The following is a 23,070-nucleotide window of genomic DNA, read 5'->3' on the forward strand; positions in this document are numbered from 1 at the left end:
TGTAAAAAATCGAAAACGATTTCGTTAAGTCAATTTTTTTTAGTCCTTTAGATGAGTAAATCTAATGTGAAGCAGATGGAAACAAATGACAGAAATCAACTCGCAGTTATTGCTCAAGTGTTGGTTGGAGATCTTCAGGAGCAGGCTTTAGCCGAGTCCCTGACAAGCCTACGCGAAAGTAATCGGGAGCCCAACCTACCGGACCTTTTTCGGTTTGCGGACAAATGGTTAAAAGCACCTGTGCCAATTGTGGTAGCGGAGCTCTGGGCAGACTTCACGCAGCTCATTTCTCTTCACCCCGAATGGGGTTTTGTGCTTATTGAGGGGGCTTCTATTGTGGATATTCCAAGTTTTTACGCCGAACTCAATAAAGTCTATATGGCCGATGAGAATTGGAAAATTGGCAGTCTTGATGGTTTCGATGACCTGCTGTACGGTGGCTTTGGAAAAGTTCAGGAAGCAAAAAAGCATACGATCATTTGGAAGGACATCGATCACAGCCGCGCGGCACTAGGAGTGACAACCACCCTCGCCTACTATCAGGAAAAACTTGCTGCCAATTCGCCGTTCAATCAGACTTATTTCCAACAGAAACTAAGTGATTTACAAGCCGGAAAAGGACAGACCTATTTTGATATCGTAGCGGAAATAATACAATCACACCCAAAGATAGACTGGATTCATTAAACGATTTAAAGATTTTTAAATATTATCTTTATTATACCTAAACAGTATACGATGAAACATATAACAAAGCTATTTTTTCTCCTGGCCATGCTATTTCAGCATGTTGCTTATGGAAATACCCCGCTCAAGGTAGCCGTTGCCGGACTTAATCATGACCATGTCTATCTCCTTTTAAACTTATACAAAGAGAAGAAGGTGGAGATTATTGGAATAGCGGAATCCAACAGCGTCCTGGCCGACAAGATTCAAGCGCAATACAATCTTCCGAAGTCCGTTTTTTACCCCGACCTTGGTTCGTTGCTCAAAAAGGTGAAACCCCAGGTCGTCCTTGCCTACAATCCCACCAATGAACATATCCAGGTCGCAGAAATCTGCCTCCCCCTCAAAATACCGGTCATGGTAGAAAAACCCTTAGCAACCACATTGGCAGATGCCAATCGTATAGCTTCACTTTCCAAAGAATACAAAACCGCTTTTTTGGTCAATTATGAAACGACCTGGTACAGGAGCAACCAGCAGCTCAAGCAATTGGTGGATCAAAATGCTGTGGGCCGGGTAACAAGGATGATCGTAAAAGATGGGCACGAAGGGCCGAAAGAGATCGGATGCAGCAATTATTTTCTCGAATGGCTAACGGATCCACAAAAAAATGGCGGTGGTGCTTTAATGGATTTCGGCTGTTACGGTGCCAATCTGATGACCTGGATCAAGAATGGCGAACGTCCAATTGCTGTCAGCGCCATAACACATCAACTCAAGCCGGAGTTCTATCCAAAAGTCGAAGATGATGCAACGATCATTTTAAGCTACCGCGATGGTAGCACAGGCATTATCCAGGCATCTTGGGCTTGGCCTTACAGTGTAAAGGATCTTCAGGTATTTGGAACGAAGGCCCAGCTCTATGCACAAAATGACAAAAAGCTGCTGAAATATGCACAGCATAACGAGGAACCGACAGTTATTCCAACAGATCAGCCCTATTTTGAACATCATATCCAGTATTTGGAACATGTATTAAGCGGAAATCAGCTAGCTGAAAACGATCTCGGGTCACTCCGTAATAATGTGACTGTCGTTGAGATCCTGGAAGCGGCCAAGCGTTCCGCAAAGGAGGGAAAGACGATTGCATTCAATTGATCTTTCACAGAAAAAGGTATGTAGAAATAATTATCCACATACCTTTTTCAATAGGTTCCAAGATTGTTGACAACGACATGTTGGATTTGCCTCGGCTTGGTTAATCGAAGTAAAAAGGCATCCTTAGGGATCTAGTGGCTCATCCGGATCGATGGTAAACGCTTCTTCTTTCGCCTGGAATTCGATGATCACATCCGAAATTCTTTTTCCCAGACTGTAGGGGACATAACCCAATTCGCGGATACAACGGTCGGCCATTTTTTCCACGGCATCGATATGTGCCTTACTGCTGTTGACGATGGCAAATTTATCTTTAGGAAATCCATAGTTCAATAGTATACGGGCAGTATTACGCAGATTTGTAGTTGTATGGCGGGCATGCGGATCGATCAGGATCGCTTGTTCCGGAACTCCCATGACATTGATCAGGTATTTTTTCATCTCGATTGCCTCGATATAAGCCGTTTTATAGGGGTGTACCTTTCCGCCGGAAAGCACAACAAAAGGGGCCAATTTTTCAAAATAACTACGTGCAGCCATGCGTGCACGTAACATTCCGCCGGGACTGATCGGCTGTCCATAGCTTTCGGGGCCTGCCCCCAGCGTCAGTAACAGGCTGTAAGGGTAAGCGGAAAAATCCGTTTTTTTCACTTGTTCAAACGCCTTTTTATTTTCCAGAGCGATCAGTGGTTCTAATTGGGCGGCATCCCAACGTTCATTGATCTCAAGCAACCTTACCGCTGTCATCATGGTCATAAAAAGCGCTTCCTTACCGGTCGGAATATCTTTTAGCACATCCTGACGTACATCGTCCAAAAGCTGAAGATAAGCCGTACGATTCACATCAAAAGAAATTGAATCAATCTTGGGATAATTGGGCTTCTTGCCACCGCCATAGACATCAACAACATAGTTCATGGCACCAAAGTCCCGCAACAGCGCCTTCTTAAGATACACTTTTGCGTTTTCACCCCTCGGTATACCATATGTCTTTGATGGCATCAAAGCTGATTCAACCAGTTTCTCCAATTTCCTGTTTCCCTGGGTCTGGCCGGCTATTTGTTCAGCCAAGAGTTCGATCTCCGAATCTTTCCATTTAAAAGCTTCCAAAAAACAGCTGAGATCCGTGCAATGATCACTGCGCTTGAAACGGTCAAATCGCTGGTTCAACAATGCAGAAACAGCCTGGGACGCACAAAGCTGCTGTGTTAAGGCGGAATCCTTTAGCAACAGATAACTCGCGTAATAATTCTTGCGGATTACCCAGTCCTGCGGACCGGCAGGATTGGGTTTGGGTTGGAGCTGGCCTTTGGAAATATGCATTCCACATATTCCCAAAGTCAACAAAATGATCTTTTTAATGATACCTGTCATATCTTACTCTATTAATAACCAGGATTTTGATACATCCGCTGTGGATCCAATTTATATTCATCGAAAGGAATTGGATAGTACCGATCCTTTGTGGATATATTGGAGATTTTAGCATTCCCATAATCCACCTGGTTTTTAGTTTTAAAGTACGTCACCAATTCCTGTGGATTATAGTTCCGGATTAAGTCAAACCAACGTTGATTTTCGAAAGCCAGTTCCACACGGCGTTCGTGCAGGATCGCCGCCTTTACTGTCGGATACTTTGTACGATACTCATTATTTAGGATTGATGTAGCGTAAGAAGGCAGTCCAGCACGTTCGCGTACCTGATCCAATAGTGCTATAGCCTCAGCTTCTTTGCCCAGATGGTATTTTGTTTCAGCCAATAATAACATCACATCGGCATAACGGATCAAAATCCAGTCATTTCCGCCCCAGCCATTGGTTCCGGCAGCATCACTATTGTCTCTAAATTTGCTTACATACCAATCGTTTACCTGAGGATCCTTCGCAAATTTGACCGAAAAATCTTTTCTTAAATCCTGTGGCTCATAATCTTTGATCAAATCTAATTTGACCACCTCCCCCACACCAGTAGATGGATATTTTGAGTTTATGGTATCCCCCTTGGCTTGGTAATTACGTGCGATACTCGAACTGAAATTTTGATCGCCCTGTTTATATTGAATTTGAAAAACAAGCTCTTTGCAGGTGTTTTTTTTGGTTAGATCAAATACTTCGGTGTAAGGGATCTCACTCAACTTGCCGAATGTGCGCATTTGGTAGGCTGCACTGAGATACTGCTCTGCTTTTGCGAAGTTTTCAGCGCTTCCAGCCGTTTGTGTGGCGCCCAATGTTAAGTATACCTGTCCTAGAATTGCATTTATGGCCGCCTTTGATGTCCTGCCGACAACATATTCTTTTTGCGTGTTGGGCAGATTACTTGACAAAGCTTCGGTAAGATCTTTTATAATTTGTTCATAGACGACTGCTTCTTTTTGACGAAATGCGAGTTCATTCGCTTGCTCCTTAGTGGTCACCTGGACCGTTGACAGTGGAATATCACCAAATTTACGCACCATATGGAAATATAATAAGGCCCGAACAAATTTTGCTTCTGCCACGTAACGTCCCTTCAATTCCTCACTGGAGAAAGTGACATCATTAATATGTGAAAGCACGACATTACAACGACTGATACCTGCATACATGGCAGCCCAGTGTGTCTTTAGATAGGTATTACTTGGCAGCAGCGAAAAATCGTTAAACTGAAAGGGTTCGCCGGCGTTAGACTGATTATCATTGCGCCCAGTATTATCGGAGCGCTCTTCGTTGTATAGTGTACTGCCCTCACCGATCGTACTCCCCGAGCGCAGGGTTTGATATAAGCCATTGACAGCTAAAAGCACGTCATTCTCCGACTTAAAATAGTCTTCGATCTGGATGGCGTTTGGATCTTTTTGATTTAAGAAATCTTTGCTACATGAAGGCAGGGCAAAAAGCACTAGCGGTAATAAATATCTTTTTTTCATTTAAGTATTTTTTAGTAGTGTAGCCGTTCGATATTTTGCGATTGAAAAATCATAACAGCGTTATAAATATGAATATTAGAAAGTCACTTTTACACCAAGATTATAGGATCTCACCAGTGGGTATAGTCCATAATCGACGCCTGGAGTAAGGTTACCCCGTTGGTTGTAATCCGGTTCCGGATTATAACCTTTGTATTTGCTGATCGTAAATGGATTATCCACCGTTGCGTAGACCCGTATTCCAGATAAGCTCAATTTTTCGGCAATACTTTTTGGCATATTATAACCTAAGGCAATATTGGTCATGCGTAAAAACGAACCATCCTGTAGGTAGAAATCGGACAGACGCGTACTGTTACTTTGTGTACCACCACGGGAAGCACGGTATACCTTGCCGTTACCTGGGTTTTGTGCCGATCGGTAACGTTGTGCAACATCTGCATACTGGTTGCCAGACCCCTCCATGTTATAGAGGTAATAATCATAGCCATCCAATACTTTATTGCCTTGTGAACCATTGAAAGATGCGCGTAAATCAAATTCTTTGTAGCGCGTACTCAACGCAAAACCATAGGTAAAATTCGGATGCGGATTACCGATCACCCGTTTGTCGGCGTCGTTGACGATACCGTTTCCATCGACATCCTCAAAATAAAGGTCACCGGGCTGCAGCGGCGTAGATGAAGCTGCTGATGGCGCTACTGTTTTGTAATTATCCTCTGTTGCCACACCAAGAACTTTAAAGCCATAGAACATACCGATTGGACTTCCCTCTTGGGTAATATGGGTCAAGTAGGAGCGTTCAGCACCATTGGTCAAGATCGTCGACGATCCCCCCAAATCCAAAACTTTATTGCGGTTGACATTAATATTTCCACTGATGCCCAATTCAAATTCACTTTTACGGATCAATGTCGCGTCCACCTGTAAGTCAAAGCCTTTGTTTTGCACTTTGGAATTCGGCAAATTGGTCAATATTGTCGTTGATCCGGATACCGCAGAAATGGGTTGATCGAATAACAAATTAAACGAACGGCTCAAATAGAAATTAGCCATTACATTCAAACGCCCTTTCAGGAGTCCAAGATCCAACCCTGCATTATATTGAGAAGTTGTTTCCCAGCTCAAATTAGGATCATATAGATCACCGGCAGTATATGCCGTACTCACTTTATCACCTAAGATCACACCTGCTGGGGAATTAAACACAGATACAGAGCGATATTCTCGGATATTATTGTTGCCGCTACGCCCCCAGCTTGCCCTCAATTTCAGCGTAGACTGCTGTCCTAACCAATCTGTATAAAAGTCCTCTTTGGAAATTGTCCAGCCTCCAGAAATGGAAGGGAAAGTTCCCCATTTATTATTTGGGCCGAAGCGCGAAGAACCATCGGTACGGATGGAAGCAGAAAGAAAGTATTTCGAATCAAAACTATAGTTTACCCTGCTGAAATACGATTGAAGTGTTGTAATACGTTTGAAAGTATCATCCTTTAATAGTTGAAAATTGGAGGGGTCAGCACCTTTATCGGTGATTTCACCAATAGCATTGCTATTAAATCCATTGGCTCTTACACCTTGATAATCGAAATCTGTCCGTTGTGCAGAGTAACCTAACAATGCAGAAATTTGGTGTTTCTCACCAAAAGTCTTGTTATAATTTAATGTCGTCTCAAGGAGCTTATCCACCTCATTTTTGGTTTTGGCATCCGCATAGGCAGCTGTGATTGCTTGTGGAGAATAAGGTTTATTATTTCCGTCAGAAATACTTGTTGGGCGGAAATAATCGTATTTTTCATCATAGGTAGACAATCCACCATTTACTTTGAGATTTAATCCATCGATAATTGAAAAGTCCGCGAAGGCATTATAAAGCCCTTTTTTACCACGGCGGTTATTTTTGACCTGAGTCACATAAGCCAATGGATTTTCGGGATTCTGGATACCATAATTATTTGCAGAAAGCCCGGCCATCAAGTACTGCGCATAAGAACCATCTTCGTTATATACGGGCAATGTAGGGAGATAGATTAGCGCTGCCATCGAGGGACTGCGGTCGTAGCGACCAGTGGTCACTTCGTTGTTGTCGTTGTAAGTAAAGGAAACATTGGCCCCGACAGTGAGTCTTTTACTAACCTTACTGTCAATATTAGCTCGGAAGTTAAATACTTTTTGATCTGTACCCAACATGATACCTTGTTGGTTTTGATACGAGCCACTTAGAAAGTAGCGATTTTTTTCATTGCCGCCATAAGTGGAGAGATTATGGCGTTGGAAAGGCGCATTACGGTAAAGAGCATCTTGCCAATCGGTATCGTATTTGGATTGTTTAGCTGCACCTGTTGCAAAATCATAATATTCTTCAGGAATACTTACAGAACCGGCATTTCCGACATTGCCGATACGGGTTTTATTATCATCATAACGGCGGCTGTCATTCCAAGTAATTCCTTTGGCTGCCAATAGGTCTTTGTAGGAGTTGTTACGACCATCAATCAAAAGGTCGATAAACTGTTCGGCATTCAAAACATCAATTTTTTTGGAGAGCTGACCAAAGCCACCCAGCACTTCATAATCGACATTGTTTTTACCTTCTTTACCACGTTTGGTGGTGATCAGCACAACGCCGCCAGCTGCCCGCGATCCATAGATGGCAGCGGATGCTGCATCCTTGAGGATATCAATGGATTCGATATCATTGGGATTAATATTTAAATTATTTCCGGCAGGATAGCCATCGATAACATAGAGAGGGTCCGAACCTGCGTTGATAGATCCCATACCACGTACGCGGATCTTGGTCCCATCATAAGGGGCACCACTTGTTTGCATTACCTGTACGCCGGCTACTTTACCAACTAAAGCCTGGGATAGTTTTGGTGCACTGAGGTTTAGTTCTTCCGCCTTGACGCTAGCAATTGCACCGGTAACATCAGATTTTCGTATTTTCTGATAACCGATAGAAATCGTTACTTCTTCAAGCGTGTTTTCATTGGTCTGTAGGACAAAGAGCTGCCCATTGGATTGTGCAATAGGTTGGACAAGATTGCTAAATCCGACATAGGAGATACCAAGTCTATCACCGATCTCCGCATCGATCTGAAAATTTCCTTTTTCATCGGATTGAACAGACTTTTTACTCTTCAGATTTTGGATCGTCGCCCCCGAAACTGCATTGCCCTGCGCATCGACCACACGGCCTCTAATGGGGTTTTGTACCTGTGGGAACCGAGCTTCGGTTAGTGTGAGAGGTCTGGCTTGAACAGCTGGTGAGCTTGCTGCAATGGCACATAACAACCAAAAGACATTGTTGGCTTTAATTTTCATAAGTAGTGCATTTGATTTATGGGTACAAGGTTACAAATGCAATATGAAGGTAGTATCAATAAAAGGTTAATAGTTTTTAACTAAACCGAGTTAGCAAACAATATAAACTTAACAATAGGATAACAATAATGAAAGCACTTAGCTCCTCTTCTTAGCAAAGCGCGCGCGAAGCAACAACCGCAACAGCATATACACAACGACAGCAAAAAGGATATTACCGATCAGTTTGAGTGGTTCAAAATTTTCGAAACTGGCATATTCATCGCTTTCGACATTGTATCCTGTCCCGCTTGAATAAAATTCCCAAGGAAATCCTATTGTTAATTTGCCATCCACAGGTAGATCATTCTGATAAGAAATGACAGTCAAAACGACAAAAATAAAAATCGTACCAGCCACCCCTTTTAGGATGGCTGGTAATATTAATCTTCTATTGCCAGGAATCATTGTATACATTGGGATAAATATAATGATTGTTTTTTTTACTAAACGCCAGCCATTTAACAAATACTGTTTGTGGATATCTTACTGAAAATCAGCCAAGAAGAAAGAATAGCTATTTTCGATATTTCTGACAACGAGTTTGTTTTGTTGAATAAAGCTATACAGGACATTTTTGAGATGTCGAGGGAAAATCTGTAAATGAACAAGACCGGTATGTTCGACCTGCCGAAACATTTGCAACGCTGTGGCACCATTTTCAAAGTAATTATTCTCCAGTAATGCTTCTAGTTTTTGTCGGATATGGAGCATGGCATCCGATTCAAGTTGAAGATCTTTCTCAGCTTTCCATTCTTCAAATTTTAATTCTGGCGCAGGTGGCTTTTTTTCACCCGTTAAAAAGGTCCAAGGCACCTCAATGGAATAACTCCATTTCACTTCATCCTCTTCGATTTTAAGACGCACCAGACGTTCTTGAGAAACTTCATATTCTTCTCGATGGAATTCCATCGCTTCGATCCATGAGCTTGCATATATCCGATCGAGACGAGGCGATTCTTGTGTTAAAAAATTTCGGACTTGAAACATTTTCTCAAAATCGAGATAGGCATGATCGGGCTTGCCCAGTAAGAATGAAAGCTCTTCGGGTCGCCACTCTTTTTCTATCCGCCGCTTGAGATAGGTATACCAAAGTTGGAAATCATGTGAATACATCATTCCGGAGCAGGAAGTTTTTATTGTAGATTCGGTATTCATAAATTAAGTTTATAATTGGTTACTCAAATAATTTAAGCAGTTCTTCTTTACTAATAGACTTCATCAGGTTGGCTTCATCCAAAATCACTCCTTCTGCCACTCGCTTTTTACTTTCTTGAAGTTCCAAAATCCCTTCTTCGACAGAATCCCGGCAAACAATCTTATAAGCCATCACATGTTTCTCTTGACCAATGCGATAACAACGATCTATTGCCTGAGCTTCAGCCGCTGGATTCCACCAAGGATCCAAAATGTAAACGTAGTCCGCAGCAGTAAGATTTAAGCCCGTTCCACCAGCTTTTAGGCTGATCAGAAAAACACGGCATGCATCTTCATTTTGAAATGTTTCAACCGCTGATTGCCGTTGCTCCTGGTTCATCCTACCATCGAGATAGGTGTACCCTATATTGTACTTTTCGATCCGTTGACCGGCGAGTTTGAGCATAGAAGTATAGGATGAAAAAAGAAGAATCTTATGATTGGGAGCTACTTCTTCCATGATTTCATCAATAAAATCCAATTTGATAGATTCATTGGCTAAACCGCAATCTTTCATTAATACGGGTGAATTACACAGCTGTCTTAATTTCTGTAATGCCTCTATAGCCAAGAATTTGGATTTTGAAGAGTCTTCTCGGTTTAAATTCTCTTCAATTTCCTCTCGATATTTTTTACGATAGTTATCATAGATTTTCCGTTGTCCCTCTTGCATATCCAAATACAGAATAGTCTCCGTTTTATCTGGTAAATCTATTGCGACTTGCTTTTTGGTTCTCCTCAGAATAAATGGAGCAATCATCTTTTGCAAATTCATGAGTGGCGTATCCACTTCCTGCCCCTCTCCCATAGACTTAAACATTTTATTAAAATTTCTGTAATTCCCAAAAAAGCCAGGATTAACCATAGTCATTTGTGCATAGATGTCCTGGATACCATTTTCAATTGGCGTGCCCGTCATCGCAATTCGAAATAACGCTTTAATGGAGAAAAGGTATTCGAACCGTTTAGAATTTCGATTTTTTACCAGCTGAGATTCATCCAAAATCATATAACTGAATGATTGAGATTGAAGAAAGGAAAAGTCTGTCATCGCTGTTCCATAGGTTGTCAGCACAATTGATGCTTTTGCTAATGTCTCTTGGTCCTTTCTTTTCATACCATAATAAACAGAATAACTTCGTTCCGGAACAAATTTTTCAATTTCATTTTGCCAATTGAATAACAATGAGTTAGGAACAATAACAATGGAAGGGTCTGCTTCTGGATTATTTTGATAATAGTATTCCAATAAAGTAATTACTTGTAATGTTTTTCCAAGTCCCATATCATCCGCCAGAATACCACCCCATTGAAATTCTTGGAGGAATCCCATCCAACTAAAACCAACCCTCTGATAGGGTCGCAACGTTGCTTTGACAGTATCCGGAACATCTAATAAAGGAATTTCGGTCATATTGGCTAATTTATCTCGCCGTTCTCTTGTACTATCATTAATAATCTTGGGATCTATTTTTTCTAATTTTGTCTGAAAAGATATCAATTGTGCCGAAGTCAAAATAATGTATGGATCTTCTACGCGTGCTTGGGCAAATAAGGGAATAAAAAGGGATTTCAAAGAATCGCTGATATAGATATGATCCCCATTATTGATCTTGAACCAATTTTTCTTTTCAAATAAATACTGTTCAAACTGACTCGGTTCTAATACTAATTTCCCCAGTTTAAATTTTATGTTGATATATATTAAATTTGATTGAGACTTCAGTTCTACTACTTCCCATTTTAAAGGGAAAGGATAGTAACTAGACCCTTTAATTAATCCCGTGAGTTTAAGTGTTATCTGATGATCTTGACATGCCTTTCGAAGATTATTTATCCAATTTGTTCGGGAAATTAGGGATGTTCGCAGCTCCCAAGTATGAGCGGAAACCTGTTCTTCAAAAGATTCGTGTTGATTTTTGATAAAATTGCTAAAGATGAGTTCCTCTTCTACATTTCGCTCTTGAACGCAAATTTCATTATGATCATAAGTTAAAACTGTTGTACTCGGCATCTCAACAATGGGCAGGCTAACTGTCCCAAAATCTATGGATGCTTTCAAGAGCAGTAGATCGTCCTGAAGCGACACCTCTAATATTTTCGTCTCCTCAATTGTCTTTTTAGTTACGGCATGATCTGTAAGCGTTTCATTTTTATAGGTTATCGGGAAGTGCTGAGCAATTGGACACAATAGCTCTTCGTAGAATTTAGGAATGTCTTGGCGCAACACAAAAATTTTGAATGCGGAATGCCTAAATTGATTCAGCAATTTTCCGACTTGCATATCGTCAATAAAAAGTACATTTTTGGAACCTAATTCCACAAAGAAGCTATGCACATCACTCAAAAACTTGATTTTCTTTAACAAATTACCTTTATAATAGGCCAGTACCTCCATCAATAAACCTTTTTGATTCTCCACGACTTGAATCTTAAGCTTAAAGTCGCCATTCGCAATTTTCAATTTATATGATTGATTGAAGGCAGAGCTATATCGGAATTGGTAGTGTCTTAGACCGAAATTATTTGTATGGGAATAGAAAAAGGTCACTTCATCGCGACACAATTGATTTGAAATGAGATCCCTCCATAAATCCATTATTTGATAATCCCGTTCATTTTGTTCAACGCCTGAAAGTTCATTTGGTCTGATCCTGTCAAATGCAGAAGATCCGAGCTGCAACAACTTCTTTGCGACTGCATCAAGCATCATCTCATGGCATGTAAGACGTCCGGGATGCGGCATGTCATCTTTTAATAGATAGCTTTCTTTAAAAACATCTTTTTTCTTTTCTCCACTTAAAAATGGAAGAAAAAAAGGTAACTGATCAATCGTATTATTAATCGGAATTGCAACAATAAATTTGCCTTCCGATTTACAAATTGGAGGCTCGATTGAAGATATTTTATTGCTAGCCACGTGACATAATTCCGATGCTGCATGAAAACCATAGATGCTCCCATATTCGGCTGTCGCTTTGATTTCAATTTTTGTTATTCTCTTATGTTCATCCTTAAGAGATAGACCAAATAATTCACGTTGGTCAGGATGGGGTAAAAACCATTTGGGATCGTATAAATGAGCAAAATAATATTTATTCCCACCTAATTTTTCACGCAATAAACCATAGACATGTTCACATAATGTCGTGTCCATTTTCCCACATGAACAATTTACTTTCAAATGATCGGCGGTCAACGTGATCAGGACACGAATATTTCCCTTACACAAACTCTCGAGCACATACCTATTATTAAATACACTTTCTTCTAGAATTATTTTAAAATCCCAAGTTAATCTTGCAGATTTTTCGTTAAAAAATCTTTTCAGATAAACGATAGACAGAGATTTTTCTTGCTTATTTTGCCATGGTATCGTTACATCTATTTCATTTTTCATTGGTTTATATTTAGTTATAATGGTTTATTTTATAAGTCTACCATACCTAGATGAGCATCTAGCCTTTTATTGTGAGCTTCAATTTATTCCCCGATTTCATTTCCATATACCTTAAGCTCTGCTCACATAGGTCAGCAAAAAAGGCTACAATCCGACTAGCGTTGGATTTAAAGTACTCCATTTCCAGCTGGTCTAATTCAGGAGGCAGCTCATGTACCCGCCCTTTCATATCTTTTAATAGCGCCTGATACAAGAGGGCTTCGGAAGGTTCTTCTGAGGTAAAAAAATCGCTTACCTTTTTATCACAGATACAGCTCCATTCCACCAACTCCTCCAATGTTGCATTCATTGGCGTGTAACCGATCCGTAGGTAGAGGTAGCTATGTATTCCGATCAGGACCAACTGATTTAACAACAGCACCGCCAATTGCTTGCTCGAAGGACGAGCATCAGAAAATATGGCCAGCAGATCGTGCATGAGCTTTGCATTACGTGTCCAGACATTTGTCGTTTTCAATAGGGTGTCGGGCCAATTTACAGGAGTTAGCGAATACGTCGGCTTATAGGCCGGATTGCGGTAGAGGACAACAGAGTCATTCCAGATCGTGTGCGAAAAGCGACTTCCTATATTTAATTTCGCTGCGATAAAGCTGCTGCTTAAAAATGAAATAACTGCTGTCGCCCGACCAAAAGAAACTTTACGGAAGTAACATTGTCCAACCCATTTTTTAATAACAACTACATAAATGCTGACATTTCCTACATCTTTTGGGGGATAGTCGAATAATCCCTTACCATGAGTTTTACTTACATAATAATTGAGCAACATGATCTGTTCAGCCTGATTATCCCGACGGATCTGATCGAGGAGCTGCTGTATATCCGACTGATACTGTTCAGGCCAGGGGAATGCGTGAAAAGTGGATGCAGCGACGAACGTTTCCTGGTGTACAATTTTAACTTTTTCTTCTTTCGCCAGTTTAGCCTTTGCAAGCTCCGCCTGGATAGCAGTTTCAGTCGCCAAATTCTTTTCGTATTCGGCCTGCAATTCCTCCATAAAGTAACGGAAGAGTTTTTCTATCGCCGTCTGCATAACGCCACAATGATCGTATAACTGAGAGGCTGCTATAGCGGAAATCTCCAAATCTTTATTTTGATTGACGGCATTAAAGGAAGTATCCAATAAGCGGAAGCGCTCTTTCTCTTCATCTTCTTCACCCATAAATACTTTTTTAAACATCGAGAAGTGTGTATCGAGGCTTCTTATCCTACTGTCCAGACTGTGTACATTATTTCCTTTCCCCTCCACCATCACTTGCAGCAATTTTAAATGGCTTTCCAGACTTTGATGGACCATAAATAATGCACGGAGATAGTTTGCCGTATCGGCAAATGTCTGTGCCGCCTGTAAAAATTCAGCGGAAGCAGCCAGCACTTTTTGATAATGTTTATCGGAGAGATCCAGTATACCCCTAATCTCTTTCGGTTTACTGATTGCGGTATTGTTTTCACCCGAACTAAAAATCTCGTGCTTGGGCAAAGCCGCATAACAATAGAATAAACTTCCCATCTTGATCTTATTTTTCAGTTCAGGGGTAAAAATCAACTCAAAAGAGATACGTTCCTGATCCAACAGACATAATTCCACAATAGGTTTTAATATCTTATGCGAAAGGCCGCTCACAGGCTTAAGCGTTAAAACCAGGTGCTGATATTCCTGATCCAAAAATTGATATTTAACGAGATAAACACGATCGAGATCCATACGTTGAACTAAACGGTCGATGATCAATTGGCGATTAATTTCCATAATAATGACTTAATGAACATAAAATTTTACAACATACAGCCTACTGAACAACAAATGGTTAGAACCTATTATTGTAAAAAAACAATAGCTATATTGGAAAAAAAATAGAAGTGACTACCAAGGTGATTAAATAGAAAATCAACAGGTAACATACATTTGCGTTTGCACCTTGGTTTATTTTAGGAAAGGTCAGCAATCAACATAAAAAATCGTATTGAAATTTCAAATGCGCTGGTGAAAGATAACTATCTGTTTGCCGACAAAGAGACAGATAAGTTATTCGTGCTTTATAATATTCAAAAAACACTATTACAATACAATAATATAGTTTATATATACAAATGTAGTAATTAGAAATATTTTATACAAATATTTTTAGAATAATATAACTTCTCTGCAGATAGCGCATATCACTTTCACTATGAGGGTCACTACTAACCCTTTATCGGCCCATTAGTGTATATGTAACATCGCTCAATTATGATATCCGTACCTAATAAGATACTTTATCGATACCTAATCAATACTTAATGTATACTTAGCCAATACATTTAGCCTGCTTTATACGGTTTTGGTAGTCCCTTTTTATTTCCCTCCTTTGAACAGGAAATATGTGTTCATTATTGTTATGTTTGAGTGTAAATCTCGAACGCGGGAACTTAAGCTCATGAGGTTTTTCTATTTATCGTAAACGAATCATAAATAGCCATTGGCGAATCGTAACCCGCTATTGAATGCGATGTCAATGTATCGTATTTTTATAAGAGATTAAAATAGTACCATTATGAAAAAGTGTAGCCTCTAACAAGCCGGAAAATGACCTTAAAAAACATATTTTTATTTCTTTGCGTTTCATTTCTGACCCACCCCATATACGGTCAGACCAACTGCAACTGTTCACAGGCACTCAAGCAATTAATCAGTAAAATCGAAACAGAATATCCGGGCTTTCTGGAAAAGGTAAAACAGCACAGCGATTTGTACCAAGCCAAAAAAGGTATTCTGAATAAAAAAAGTCTCCATGCAAACGACGAAGTATGCATTGCTCTTTTGCAGGAGTACCTTGACTTTTTTCAGGATGAACATATCGTGATAAGATCCTTGGCAGCAACCCGGAAGAAAACTGCTCAGAGCACAGAAAAACTAGCCGAAGCCGAAGAAGAGGTGGTGGCTAAAGCCATTAATCCAGACGTTTTTTATATTAAAATTGCCAGCTTTGCTTATGAAAATATTGCTTCCGTAAAGGATTTAATCAGCAAACATAAGGAGCAGATTGAAAATAGTAAGGGCCTTATTATCGACATCAGGGATAACGGTGGTGGCACAGACGACGTATATCAACCCATCTTACCTTATGTTTTGACAAACCCGATAAGGATTATGAGCGTCGAATTTTTTGCAACCCAGACCTTGATCAACGGACTACGGGAGTACGCCCTTAAAAATATGAAACCGAATGCGGACGCTATTTCCGAAGCGAAAAAGATAGAGGACGATCTAAAAGAATACAAGGATAATATCGGAAAATTTGTACTTTATGGCGATAAAAAAGTACTTATCGATACGATCACCCTCCATAAGAAAAGTCCAAGCCATGTCGTTATTCTAGCCAACAGAAATGTGGCAAGCTCAGGAGAAAATTTCCTATTCAGCTGTCGTCAGAGTAAAAAGGTAAAAATCATGGGAACCCCAAGTATGGGAGCCCTGGACTATGGATCCATACGGGAGTTTAAATTTGGCTGCGATAATTATCAACTGTATTTGCCAACCTACAGGTCGGCACGGCTACCGCAATACCCCATTGACAATATTGGCGTACAGCCAGATATCTATTTGGATGAATCCGTCCCTGATTGGATTGACTTTGCTGTGCATTATATCCAGGAGTAGGAATACATCATCAGGGAGCAAATCATAGTAAGGAGAGTATGAAAAATATTTTTAAAATGGGAATTATCAGCACATGCATTGGCTTGTTCTTCTCCTGCAAAGAGCAGGTCAGTCCTTTGTCTGAAGACTACTATAAAAAAAGTGGAGCAATCTATTTTATCCCCGGAGGCAATGGTTTTGAACGTGGCTCAAGAAAAACGGAGGCAGATGTAAATAGTTTTTCTGTGATCAAAGGTGTCTATGCACGTGATAAAGACAATATCTATGTTATGGGCTGTCCACAACAATTTGTAGATACAAAGACTTTTCGATTGAAAGGTAATATTCCCGTCGACCAGTCCCATGTATTCGTTTTCGATGGATCGACGACTTCAACTACACGAAAATGTAGCGAGCAACAACTCATCGCCATGAAGGGTGCTGATCCCGAAACGTATACTACGCTGTATGATACCGTCGCATCCCTATCTAAAGATAAATCACATTATTTCTACAATGCCCAACCATTAGCGGTTGACTATGCTTCATTTAAAATTTTGAATGAAAATTTTGTAAAAGACAAAAATGGGCTCTATGTAGTCACTCAGAAAAGTATCAATCCGCTCGATTATACAACGGATAAGATTGATGTGCTCAATGACGAATACATCATTTTGGATGGCAAAAAACTACTTTATTATCAACCCTATCAGGGTATCGGTGTGCTTGAAACAGCCTTACCTTCGACCAATAGCATCAAATTACTTGATAGAAAAACGGTCATTATTGATCAACTGGTTCTCATTGAAGGAAAGAAATTTGAATTCGCTGATGTTGATGCCGACAGTTTTAAAATATTGGAAGGAATTGGTGGAAACTCTTTTTGGTCCAGAGACAAAAATCATATTTATTATAATGAACAGCTCCTGACAGAGGCAGACCCAAAAACGTTTGAAGTTCTTAGGCGCGCTGTCGCCAAAGATGCCAGACATATTTTCGTCGGTGATAAAATCTTTGAAGGCCCCGATGTCAAAAGTTTCAGAAGTGTAGATAAAGCAGAAGTAAACCACGATTTTGAAGATGATCTGGGTCATAAGTATTGGTATCGGCCCAAGGAGGGGGGTGCAGAACTCATTCCGGTAGAGAAGAAATGATGCTATCGCTTGAATCTATTATTTGAAAATTGGTCGTCTAACGAAGTATAAGTTTATAATGTACTGATCTTCCAAACCCAATTTGTTCTAATATACCTTGCTCCTGCAGGTATTGTAGATCCCTTGTTGCAGTAGCTTTTGAGGTCCTCGCAATAGCCATATACTTTTTTGCGGTCACACGCTTATGCCAATTTCAAATTCTAATCGGCTCATCGAAAAAATAACACACTGTCAAAAGGCCCCAACTTCCTAATATTACAATTGATCAAGTCGCTTCATAATCACTGAATTCGGCTATTTTTCCAAAGGCTATTTTCGTCTACTTTAGCCTCAGGATCACAGCATTTTGCATGAATCCTATCATAAAGCGTTGCATTGGCACAATGAGCATATACGAAACTTTTTGTTGCTCCTTTAACAGTGAACGCTTTCAATTAAAAAGAAAAAAGATGATCAAATCAGTATTAGTAGGTTTAATAACTATTCTTTGTATGACAGCCTGTGCACAAGAGTCTACCATAAATCCATCCTTGGAATCTATCCATTGGATTCCGATGCAGACCCAGGACAGACAATTCGTCTATGTGGACAGCTCGCTCCAGAAGCAACTGACAAAAAAATTTTATGGAGCCGAACCTTTTACTCCTACAGGTTACGCCATCGTCTCAAATGAACAGAACCAACAGGCTTTAATTAATTCAAAGGGAGATTTTATCGAAAATTATTCCGATACAGATCTTGGGTTACAACCATTAGGCCACGTGACGCTACTTATGAAACGTCGGGAGCATGAGAAAAAACTACCTTTCTGGAATTGGAACTGGAATATCCTGGGTGGTGGTGTAAAAAAAACAGCGACCTATGTTAAGATAGAAATACGTGTGCTTGAGACCGACCAGATCCTGTTGGACAAAGATGTTCCCTATGACGAAAACGAGTACAATTCGGCCGCATACCCGCTAGATGACAAACATTTCGTCCTGAACGGAGACCTCTATCAGCTAAAAAATCAGTATTTAAAAAAGCTTCGTACAAAAATTGACATGCTTTTGGAAAATGGCCGATTTATTCCTCCTGCTGAAAATCGTTTTGAAATCTACGATATCAAACAAAAGCGGCCTATTTTTTCCAATCTGGTCGGTGTCGATAAAATAGATCTGAGCTGGAAAGGTCAGACCCTGCAATTGGACTCCATCAATCAGGACCGCTACGCACCGACCGTTCCCAAATTATTAAAAGACAATCGCTCCGGTGCGATCTATGCTTTCCCACAATATGATAAAGCACTGCCAAAACAGATCAAAGAGGCTACTACTGCACAGATCGCTTTCTTGAAAGAAGTTTCCCTTGTATATTCCGTTAACAACTCACCTTACTTTATTCTGGGCAGGTTCAATTACGACCATGAGGTCTGGGCCTATGACTGGCTGTATATCGACACAGATGGCCATGTATTGGATCAAATTAAAGTCAACGACTTCTTTATTTTAGATCAGGTAGGTTATTTGGTCTGGCCGGATAAGCCCATACTATTCACAAAGAGTACCCTTGAAAAAGGTTGGAAAACGGGAAAAATAAAATATGTTTATCAAAGCGAAGCATTATACCTCGTAAACGTCAAAAAAGGCGAGCAGGAGCCAACCATTGGGCTCTGGAATGCATTCGCGAAAACATGGGATTTACCCCCGAATTTTCAACACATAGCGATCTTGGATGGCAAGCAACAGATCTTTGCCTTACAAACACAAAAAGATGGCCCTTATACGCTGTACAACAACAAGACAAAACAGCAAATCGGAACAAAAAGTTATCACACGATCAGTCCGAATGGCCTGGTACGAGTGAGAGAAAATGAAAATGAAGAGAATTACTTTTACATCGATATCTATACCGGAAAAGAATATAAGCAATAATGTCATGTTTCTTAGCAGCGTCTGATTATAGTTTTAACATCAAGAAAAACCCCGTTGTGATTTCAAGCACAGACGGGGTATGAAAATGTAAAGGAAATTAAACTTTTTATTTCACGGCTTCCAGGAGCTTGTGGAAAATAGCAGTATTATCGTATACTCCACGGAATAAGAATGAACGGGCTCCATAGGCAAATACAGGAACGAAAGCATTCGTATGATCGTTGCTGCTAAAATTAACCATCACCCGTCCTGATTTACGGTCGGAATCGAGCAACGTCAGCCCGCCGGTTTCATGATCTGCCGTTACAACGACCAGCATGTCGGGATCCCGGTCTGCTAAGCGCAGAGCTTCCGCAATCGTTTTGTCAAGATCCAATGTTTCCATGACCGAATATTTGAGGTCATTCGCATGGCCGGCATAGTCAATCTGCGCAGACTCTGCCATCAGGAAAAATGGCTTCTCATCACGAGATAGAAATTTTATGCCATCCAACATAGACTGTTTTAAAACTGCCGGCCGACCGTCTTTAACGGGCTTTAAAAGCTCCTCCGACAGAAACACAATTTGCTTACCACCAGTTTGATTGATCTGATCCTTTACGATCGAAACACCCGCATATCCTTTCCAGTTCGTTTTTTTCTGTAACCAGTCTGGAGTTCCTCCCAAAATGAAATCCATTGTAGCATGTTGAAACTGCCCTAAGATAGATTCACTCTCATTCCGTTCCTGCTGGTGCGCATAGAATACAGCCGGCGTAGCATCTGTCACATCACCGATACTGATCACACCTGTTTTCCATCCCTGATCAGCCAGCAAAGCAGCAACGCTAGGAAGCGGCTTGCCATTCGCGTCGACAGCAATTGCACGGTTATTTACTTTCTGCCCTACAGCGATGGCCGACCCCCCGGCTGCGGAATCCGTATTATCCGAATTTAATGCCTCAGTCTGTGACAGTCCGACTGTCTTGATCTGTGTCATAGTGAGTGCACCGCCATTGGCCAGTGTTGCTGCTTTTACAGCTGCTAATCCCATTCCGTCTCCGATTAAAAGTAGAATCCGCTTCACCTTGCGATCCTGACCATCATATTGGAAACTTGGGATATAAACGGGCTCCGGTTTCGCCAATTGAAAAGATGACCGTTCATGTTGATCGAAAAATAGTTCTAAAGTCTTGGGATGATCAGTATTGATCCAGTACACGCCGAGATTAATAAGCTGTTGCCAGGCATTGGGACTATCGTGTGTTCCATAAAAACGAAACCGGAGCCCCAGCGAATCAGCCTTGGCGATTGCGTTCTTGATCGCTGGAATATTTTCGGGTAATCCCTTACCATTCCAATCCGTGTAATCCTTTAGATCAGCACTGATTAATCCGGTCTGTGCCAGGCTTGCAGCATCGTAGTTCCAATTGACTTCGCCATCAAAAAACAACCATTTGGGATAATCCTTAAATCCATCTGGTTTGGGTCTCCCACCCGTCACGATTACTTTAACTGCATTGGTATTTTTAAGCGGATTGAACAGATCACCATATTGCTCCAGTGCTTTGACAAGAACGGGTAATACCTGTTTATAGTTTTCTTTAACGTCGATGAGCAATTGTAGCTTTTTTGCTTTATCATCAAATGCACTTCCGCCATTTTTGTGGTATAGTTTAGCAACAGGATCCAAATAAAGCGTATTGAGCGTGTTCTCCATTTTGATTTCCTTTGCGTCATGCGCAACCATCAATTTACCATTGCGCAGAAAAATATCCGCTTCAATGGACTCCATTCCTGCGTAATAGGCTGTATAGAAAGGCTGGCTCTGCCAATAATCATTGTGACTATGTCCGGCATAGCTGATCACACTCTGTTTTTCCTTATCCCGGCTGAACATGAGTTGTTCAAACTTGTCATTCAGCGTTTGTGCAGAGGACCAGAGAGGTCCTCCACACAAATACGTCAGTATCAATATTCCTCCCAATTTACTTGCAGAGGTTTTTGGAAATCTTACCATCCTTCATTCTGTTTTATCACCCCGGCACTATTATCTACCTCTTGCTGAGGTACCGCCCATACATGATGAATTTTCGGGTCAAACTTACGACCGGCAAACTCAATTGGTTTACCTGCTCCATCCACCATGGCATAGGTATGAAGCGGCTTGGCATAGGTTACCTCGGCATCACCCCAGCGTACCAGATCACGGTGACGGTCTGCAAATTCACCCGCCAGCTCATTGCGGCGCTCACGTTTCAGATCAGCCAAAGTCATGCCTTGCTTTTCAGTAAGTTTGGCGCGCTTACGAATCATATTGAGTTCTTTGTCACCAGCTCCAGTCCCATTCAGCATAATTAAAGATTCCGCTTTAATCAACAAGATCTCCGCAAAACGGATCAAGGGCACATTTAGATCCGTCGCCATATGATCTCCGTTTGGACTCACATGTGTACCAACGGGATTGGAATGTGAAAACGGCTCCATATATTTATTAAACTGCATGTCACACGTCGCCGAGCCTGCTGGAGTAAACGTTCTTTCAACACCAAAAAACATAAATTTGTCACCAGGCTTCAAAATGGTGGCTTCTCGGCGGACATCGCCAGCCTCATAAGAATCGTAAAGTTCCTTAGTAGGCATATAATACCCCCATCCATTATAGAATCCCCAAGCTCCATTAGTCAGCATAACTCCTGGTAAAATAGATCCCCATCCATCTTTTCCAGTCGGTGTACTTGTAACCGACCAAATATACTCTGAACCCCAGTTATTTGCTGCTTTAAAGACATCCGCAAACGAAGATTCAAGTGAACGTTTACCCTGATTCATCACTGAGTCAGCATACAGAATCGCATTTTTATAATCCTTTTTATACAGATACATTTTAGAAAGCACAGCCCAAGCTGCGGCTTTGTGTGCACGTCCATAATCCACTTTATCTAACTCCTGAAAATAAGGCAGCTGATTCGCAGCAGTTTTAAGCAATTTTTCAATATGAACATAATTTTCCCCAATATTTGCTGCTCTTGGAGTCGCTTTGATATTATCCATATTTTCAACTGTAACTATCGGCACTCCAGCGCGATCATCAGCATAATTGGCTGCTAATTGAAAATACATATAGCCAGCATTGAAGTTGGCCTCTCCTAAAATTCTATTTTTAAGTTTTCCGTCCATCTCAATCGCAGGCACCTTCCGCAAAATCTGATTTGCACGCCTAATAATTGCATAACGAAATTGCCATTGCGGCTGAGTGTACCCCCCGCTAATATAATTCCGGTTGAATGTCCGAATATTTTCTGCCTGTGCATTGTTACGTCCCGTAACCATATCATCACTAGCATTAATAAACCAAAAGAATCCCCGGCCATAGAACTCTTCCTCATCATAATTGCCATATAATCCATTGGCACCTTTAATGGCATCCGCAGATGTTTTCCAGAAATTAAGTTCTGACGGTTCCCCTTCAGGAACTATATCCAATTTATTAGTGCAGGATTGCATCGAAGCACTCATGCTACAGGCCAATATGGATAATGTGATATAATGTGTTATCTTTTTCATGTATTATAAATTTTATGCAATAGTTATGAAAATATCCTTTTTTCTCCATCGTTGTCCAAGGAATTGGCTCCTATAAGAAACGATC

15 protein-coding genes are annotated in these 23,070 nt (G+C 40.8%); 5 read left to right on the top strand and 10 right to left on the bottom strand.

The genetic code is table 11. The features are described 5' to 3' along the window. Positions 1 to 51: 51 nt before the first annotated feature. Entirely contained in the window at positions 52 to 687 is a 636-nt protein-coding gene (locus HMAT_RS27505; protein WP_233789527.1) for a hypothetical protein, read from the top strand. Positions 688 to 738: 51 nt separating this feature from the next. Beyond that, positions 739 to 1,824, top strand: coding sequence for a Gfo/Idh/MocA family protein (locus HMAT_RS22250; protein WP_104385036.1), 1,086 nt, complete (start codon positions 739 to 741; stop codon positions 1,822 to 1,824). 123 nt (positions 1,825 to 1,947) lie between these two features. Here HMAT_RS22250 and HMAT_RS22255 read toward each other — a convergent pair whose 3' ends face one another. The 7 genes from HMAT_RS22255 to HMAT_RS22285 all read right to left on the bottom strand — a co-directional run bounded on the left by HMAT_RS22255 (position 1,948) and on the right by HMAT_RS22285 (position 14,503). Then, on the bottom strand, positions 1,948 to 3,198 hold the full coding sequence (locus HMAT_RS22255) for a YdcF family protein (RefSeq protein ID WP_104385037.1): 1,251 nt from the start codon (positions 3,196 to 3,198) through the stop codon (positions 1,948 to 1,950). Between the two features lie 11 nt (positions 3,199 to 3,209). Further along, a complete protein-coding gene (locus HMAT_RS22260; RefSeq protein WP_104385038.1) occupies positions 3,210 to 4,730 on the bottom strand; it encodes a RagB/SusD family nutrient uptake outer membrane protein in 1,521 nt (506 codons plus the stop codon). Between the two features lie 75 nt (positions 4,731 to 4,805). After that, positions 4,806 to 8,057 (bottom strand): TonB-dependent receptor, encoded by a 3,252-nt coding sequence (locus HMAT_RS22265; protein ID WP_104385039.1) that lies wholly within the window; start codon positions 8,055 to 8,057, stop codon positions 4,806 to 4,808. A gap of 138 nt (positions 8,058 to 8,195) precedes the next feature. Further along, on the bottom strand, positions 8,196 to 8,513 hold the full coding sequence (locus HMAT_RS22270; protein ID WP_104385040.1) for a hypothetical protein: 318 nt from the start codon (positions 8,511 to 8,513) through the stop codon (positions 8,196 to 8,198). 69 nt (positions 8,514 to 8,582) lie between these two features. Further along, positions 8,583 to 9,254 (bottom strand): hypothetical protein, encoded by a 672-nt coding sequence (locus tag HMAT_RS22275; protein ID WP_104385041.1) that lies wholly within the window; start codon positions 9,252 to 9,254, stop codon positions 8,583 to 8,585. A 19-nt stretch (positions 9,255 to 9,273) separates the two neighbouring features. Next, positions 9,274 to 12,693, bottom strand: a complete 3,420-nt coding sequence (locus HMAT_RS22280; protein ID WP_104385042.1) for a DEAD/DEAH box helicase — start codon at positions 12,691 to 12,693, stop codon at positions 9,274 to 9,276. A gap of 58 nt (positions 12,694 to 12,751) precedes the next feature. Continuing rightward, positions 12,752 to 14,503, bottom strand: coding sequence for a hypothetical protein (locus HMAT_RS22285; protein WP_104385043.1), 1,752 nt, complete (start codon positions 14,501 to 14,503; stop codon positions 12,752 to 12,754). 816 nt (positions 14,504 to 15,319) lie between these two features. On the opposite strand from HMAT_RS22285, the gene HMAT_RS22290 reads away from it, so the two are divergent. Continuing rightward, complete coding sequence (locus HMAT_RS22290) at positions 15,320 to 16,393, top strand: S41 family peptidase (protein ID WP_104385044.1); 1,074 nt, start codon at positions 15,320 to 15,322, stop codon at positions 16,391 to 16,393. Between the two features lie 38 nt (positions 16,394 to 16,431). Further along, complete coding sequence (locus HMAT_RS22295) at positions 16,432 to 17,526, top strand: DKNYY domain-containing protein (protein WP_104385045.1); 1,095 nt, start codon at positions 16,432 to 16,434, stop codon at positions 17,524 to 17,526. A 37-nt stretch (positions 17,527 to 17,563) separates the two neighbouring features. On the opposite strand, the gene HMAT_RS27130 is transcribed toward HMAT_RS22295, so the two are convergent. Beyond that, the gene (locus HMAT_RS27130) at positions 17,564 to 17,704 is read right to left on the bottom strand and encodes a DeoR family transcriptional regulator (protein WP_262508771.1); all 141 of its coding nucleotides are present in this window, start codon (positions 17,702 to 17,704) and stop codon (positions 17,564 to 17,566) included. A gap of 271 nt (positions 17,705 to 17,975) precedes the next feature. Between HMAT_RS27130 and HMAT_RS22300 the strand changes: the two genes are divergently transcribed. Beyond that, positions 17,976 to 19,439, top strand: a complete 1,464-nt coding sequence (locus HMAT_RS22300; protein ID WP_158656058.1) for a hypothetical protein — start codon at positions 17,976 to 17,978, stop codon at positions 19,437 to 19,439. 106 nt (positions 19,440 to 19,545) lie between these two features. Here the strand turns inward: HMAT_RS22300 and HMAT_RS22305 are convergent, their stop codons facing one another. Together HMAT_RS22305 and HMAT_RS22310 are read right to left on the bottom strand one after the other, a co-directional pair. Continuing rightward, the gene (locus HMAT_RS22305) at positions 19,546 to 21,438 is read right to left on the bottom strand and encodes an alkaline phosphatase (protein WP_104385047.1); all 1,893 of its coding nucleotides are present in this window, start codon (positions 21,436 to 21,438) and stop codon (positions 19,546 to 19,548) included. Further along, the gene (locus HMAT_RS22310; RefSeq protein WP_104385048.1) at positions 21,432 to 22,985 is read right to left on the bottom strand and encodes a RagB/SusD family nutrient uptake outer membrane protein; all 1,554 of its coding nucleotides are present in this window, start codon (positions 22,983 to 22,985) and stop codon (positions 21,432 to 21,434) included. Before HMAT_RS22310 ends, HMAT_RS22305 begins: the two co-directional genes overlap by 7 nt. Positions 22,986 to 23,070: the final 85 nt, after the last annotated feature.

Source organism: Sphingobacterium sp. HMA12 (assembly GCF_002933815.1).
Lineage (GTDB): Bacteria > Bacteroidota > Bacteroidia > Sphingobacteriales > Sphingobacteriaceae > Sphingobacterium.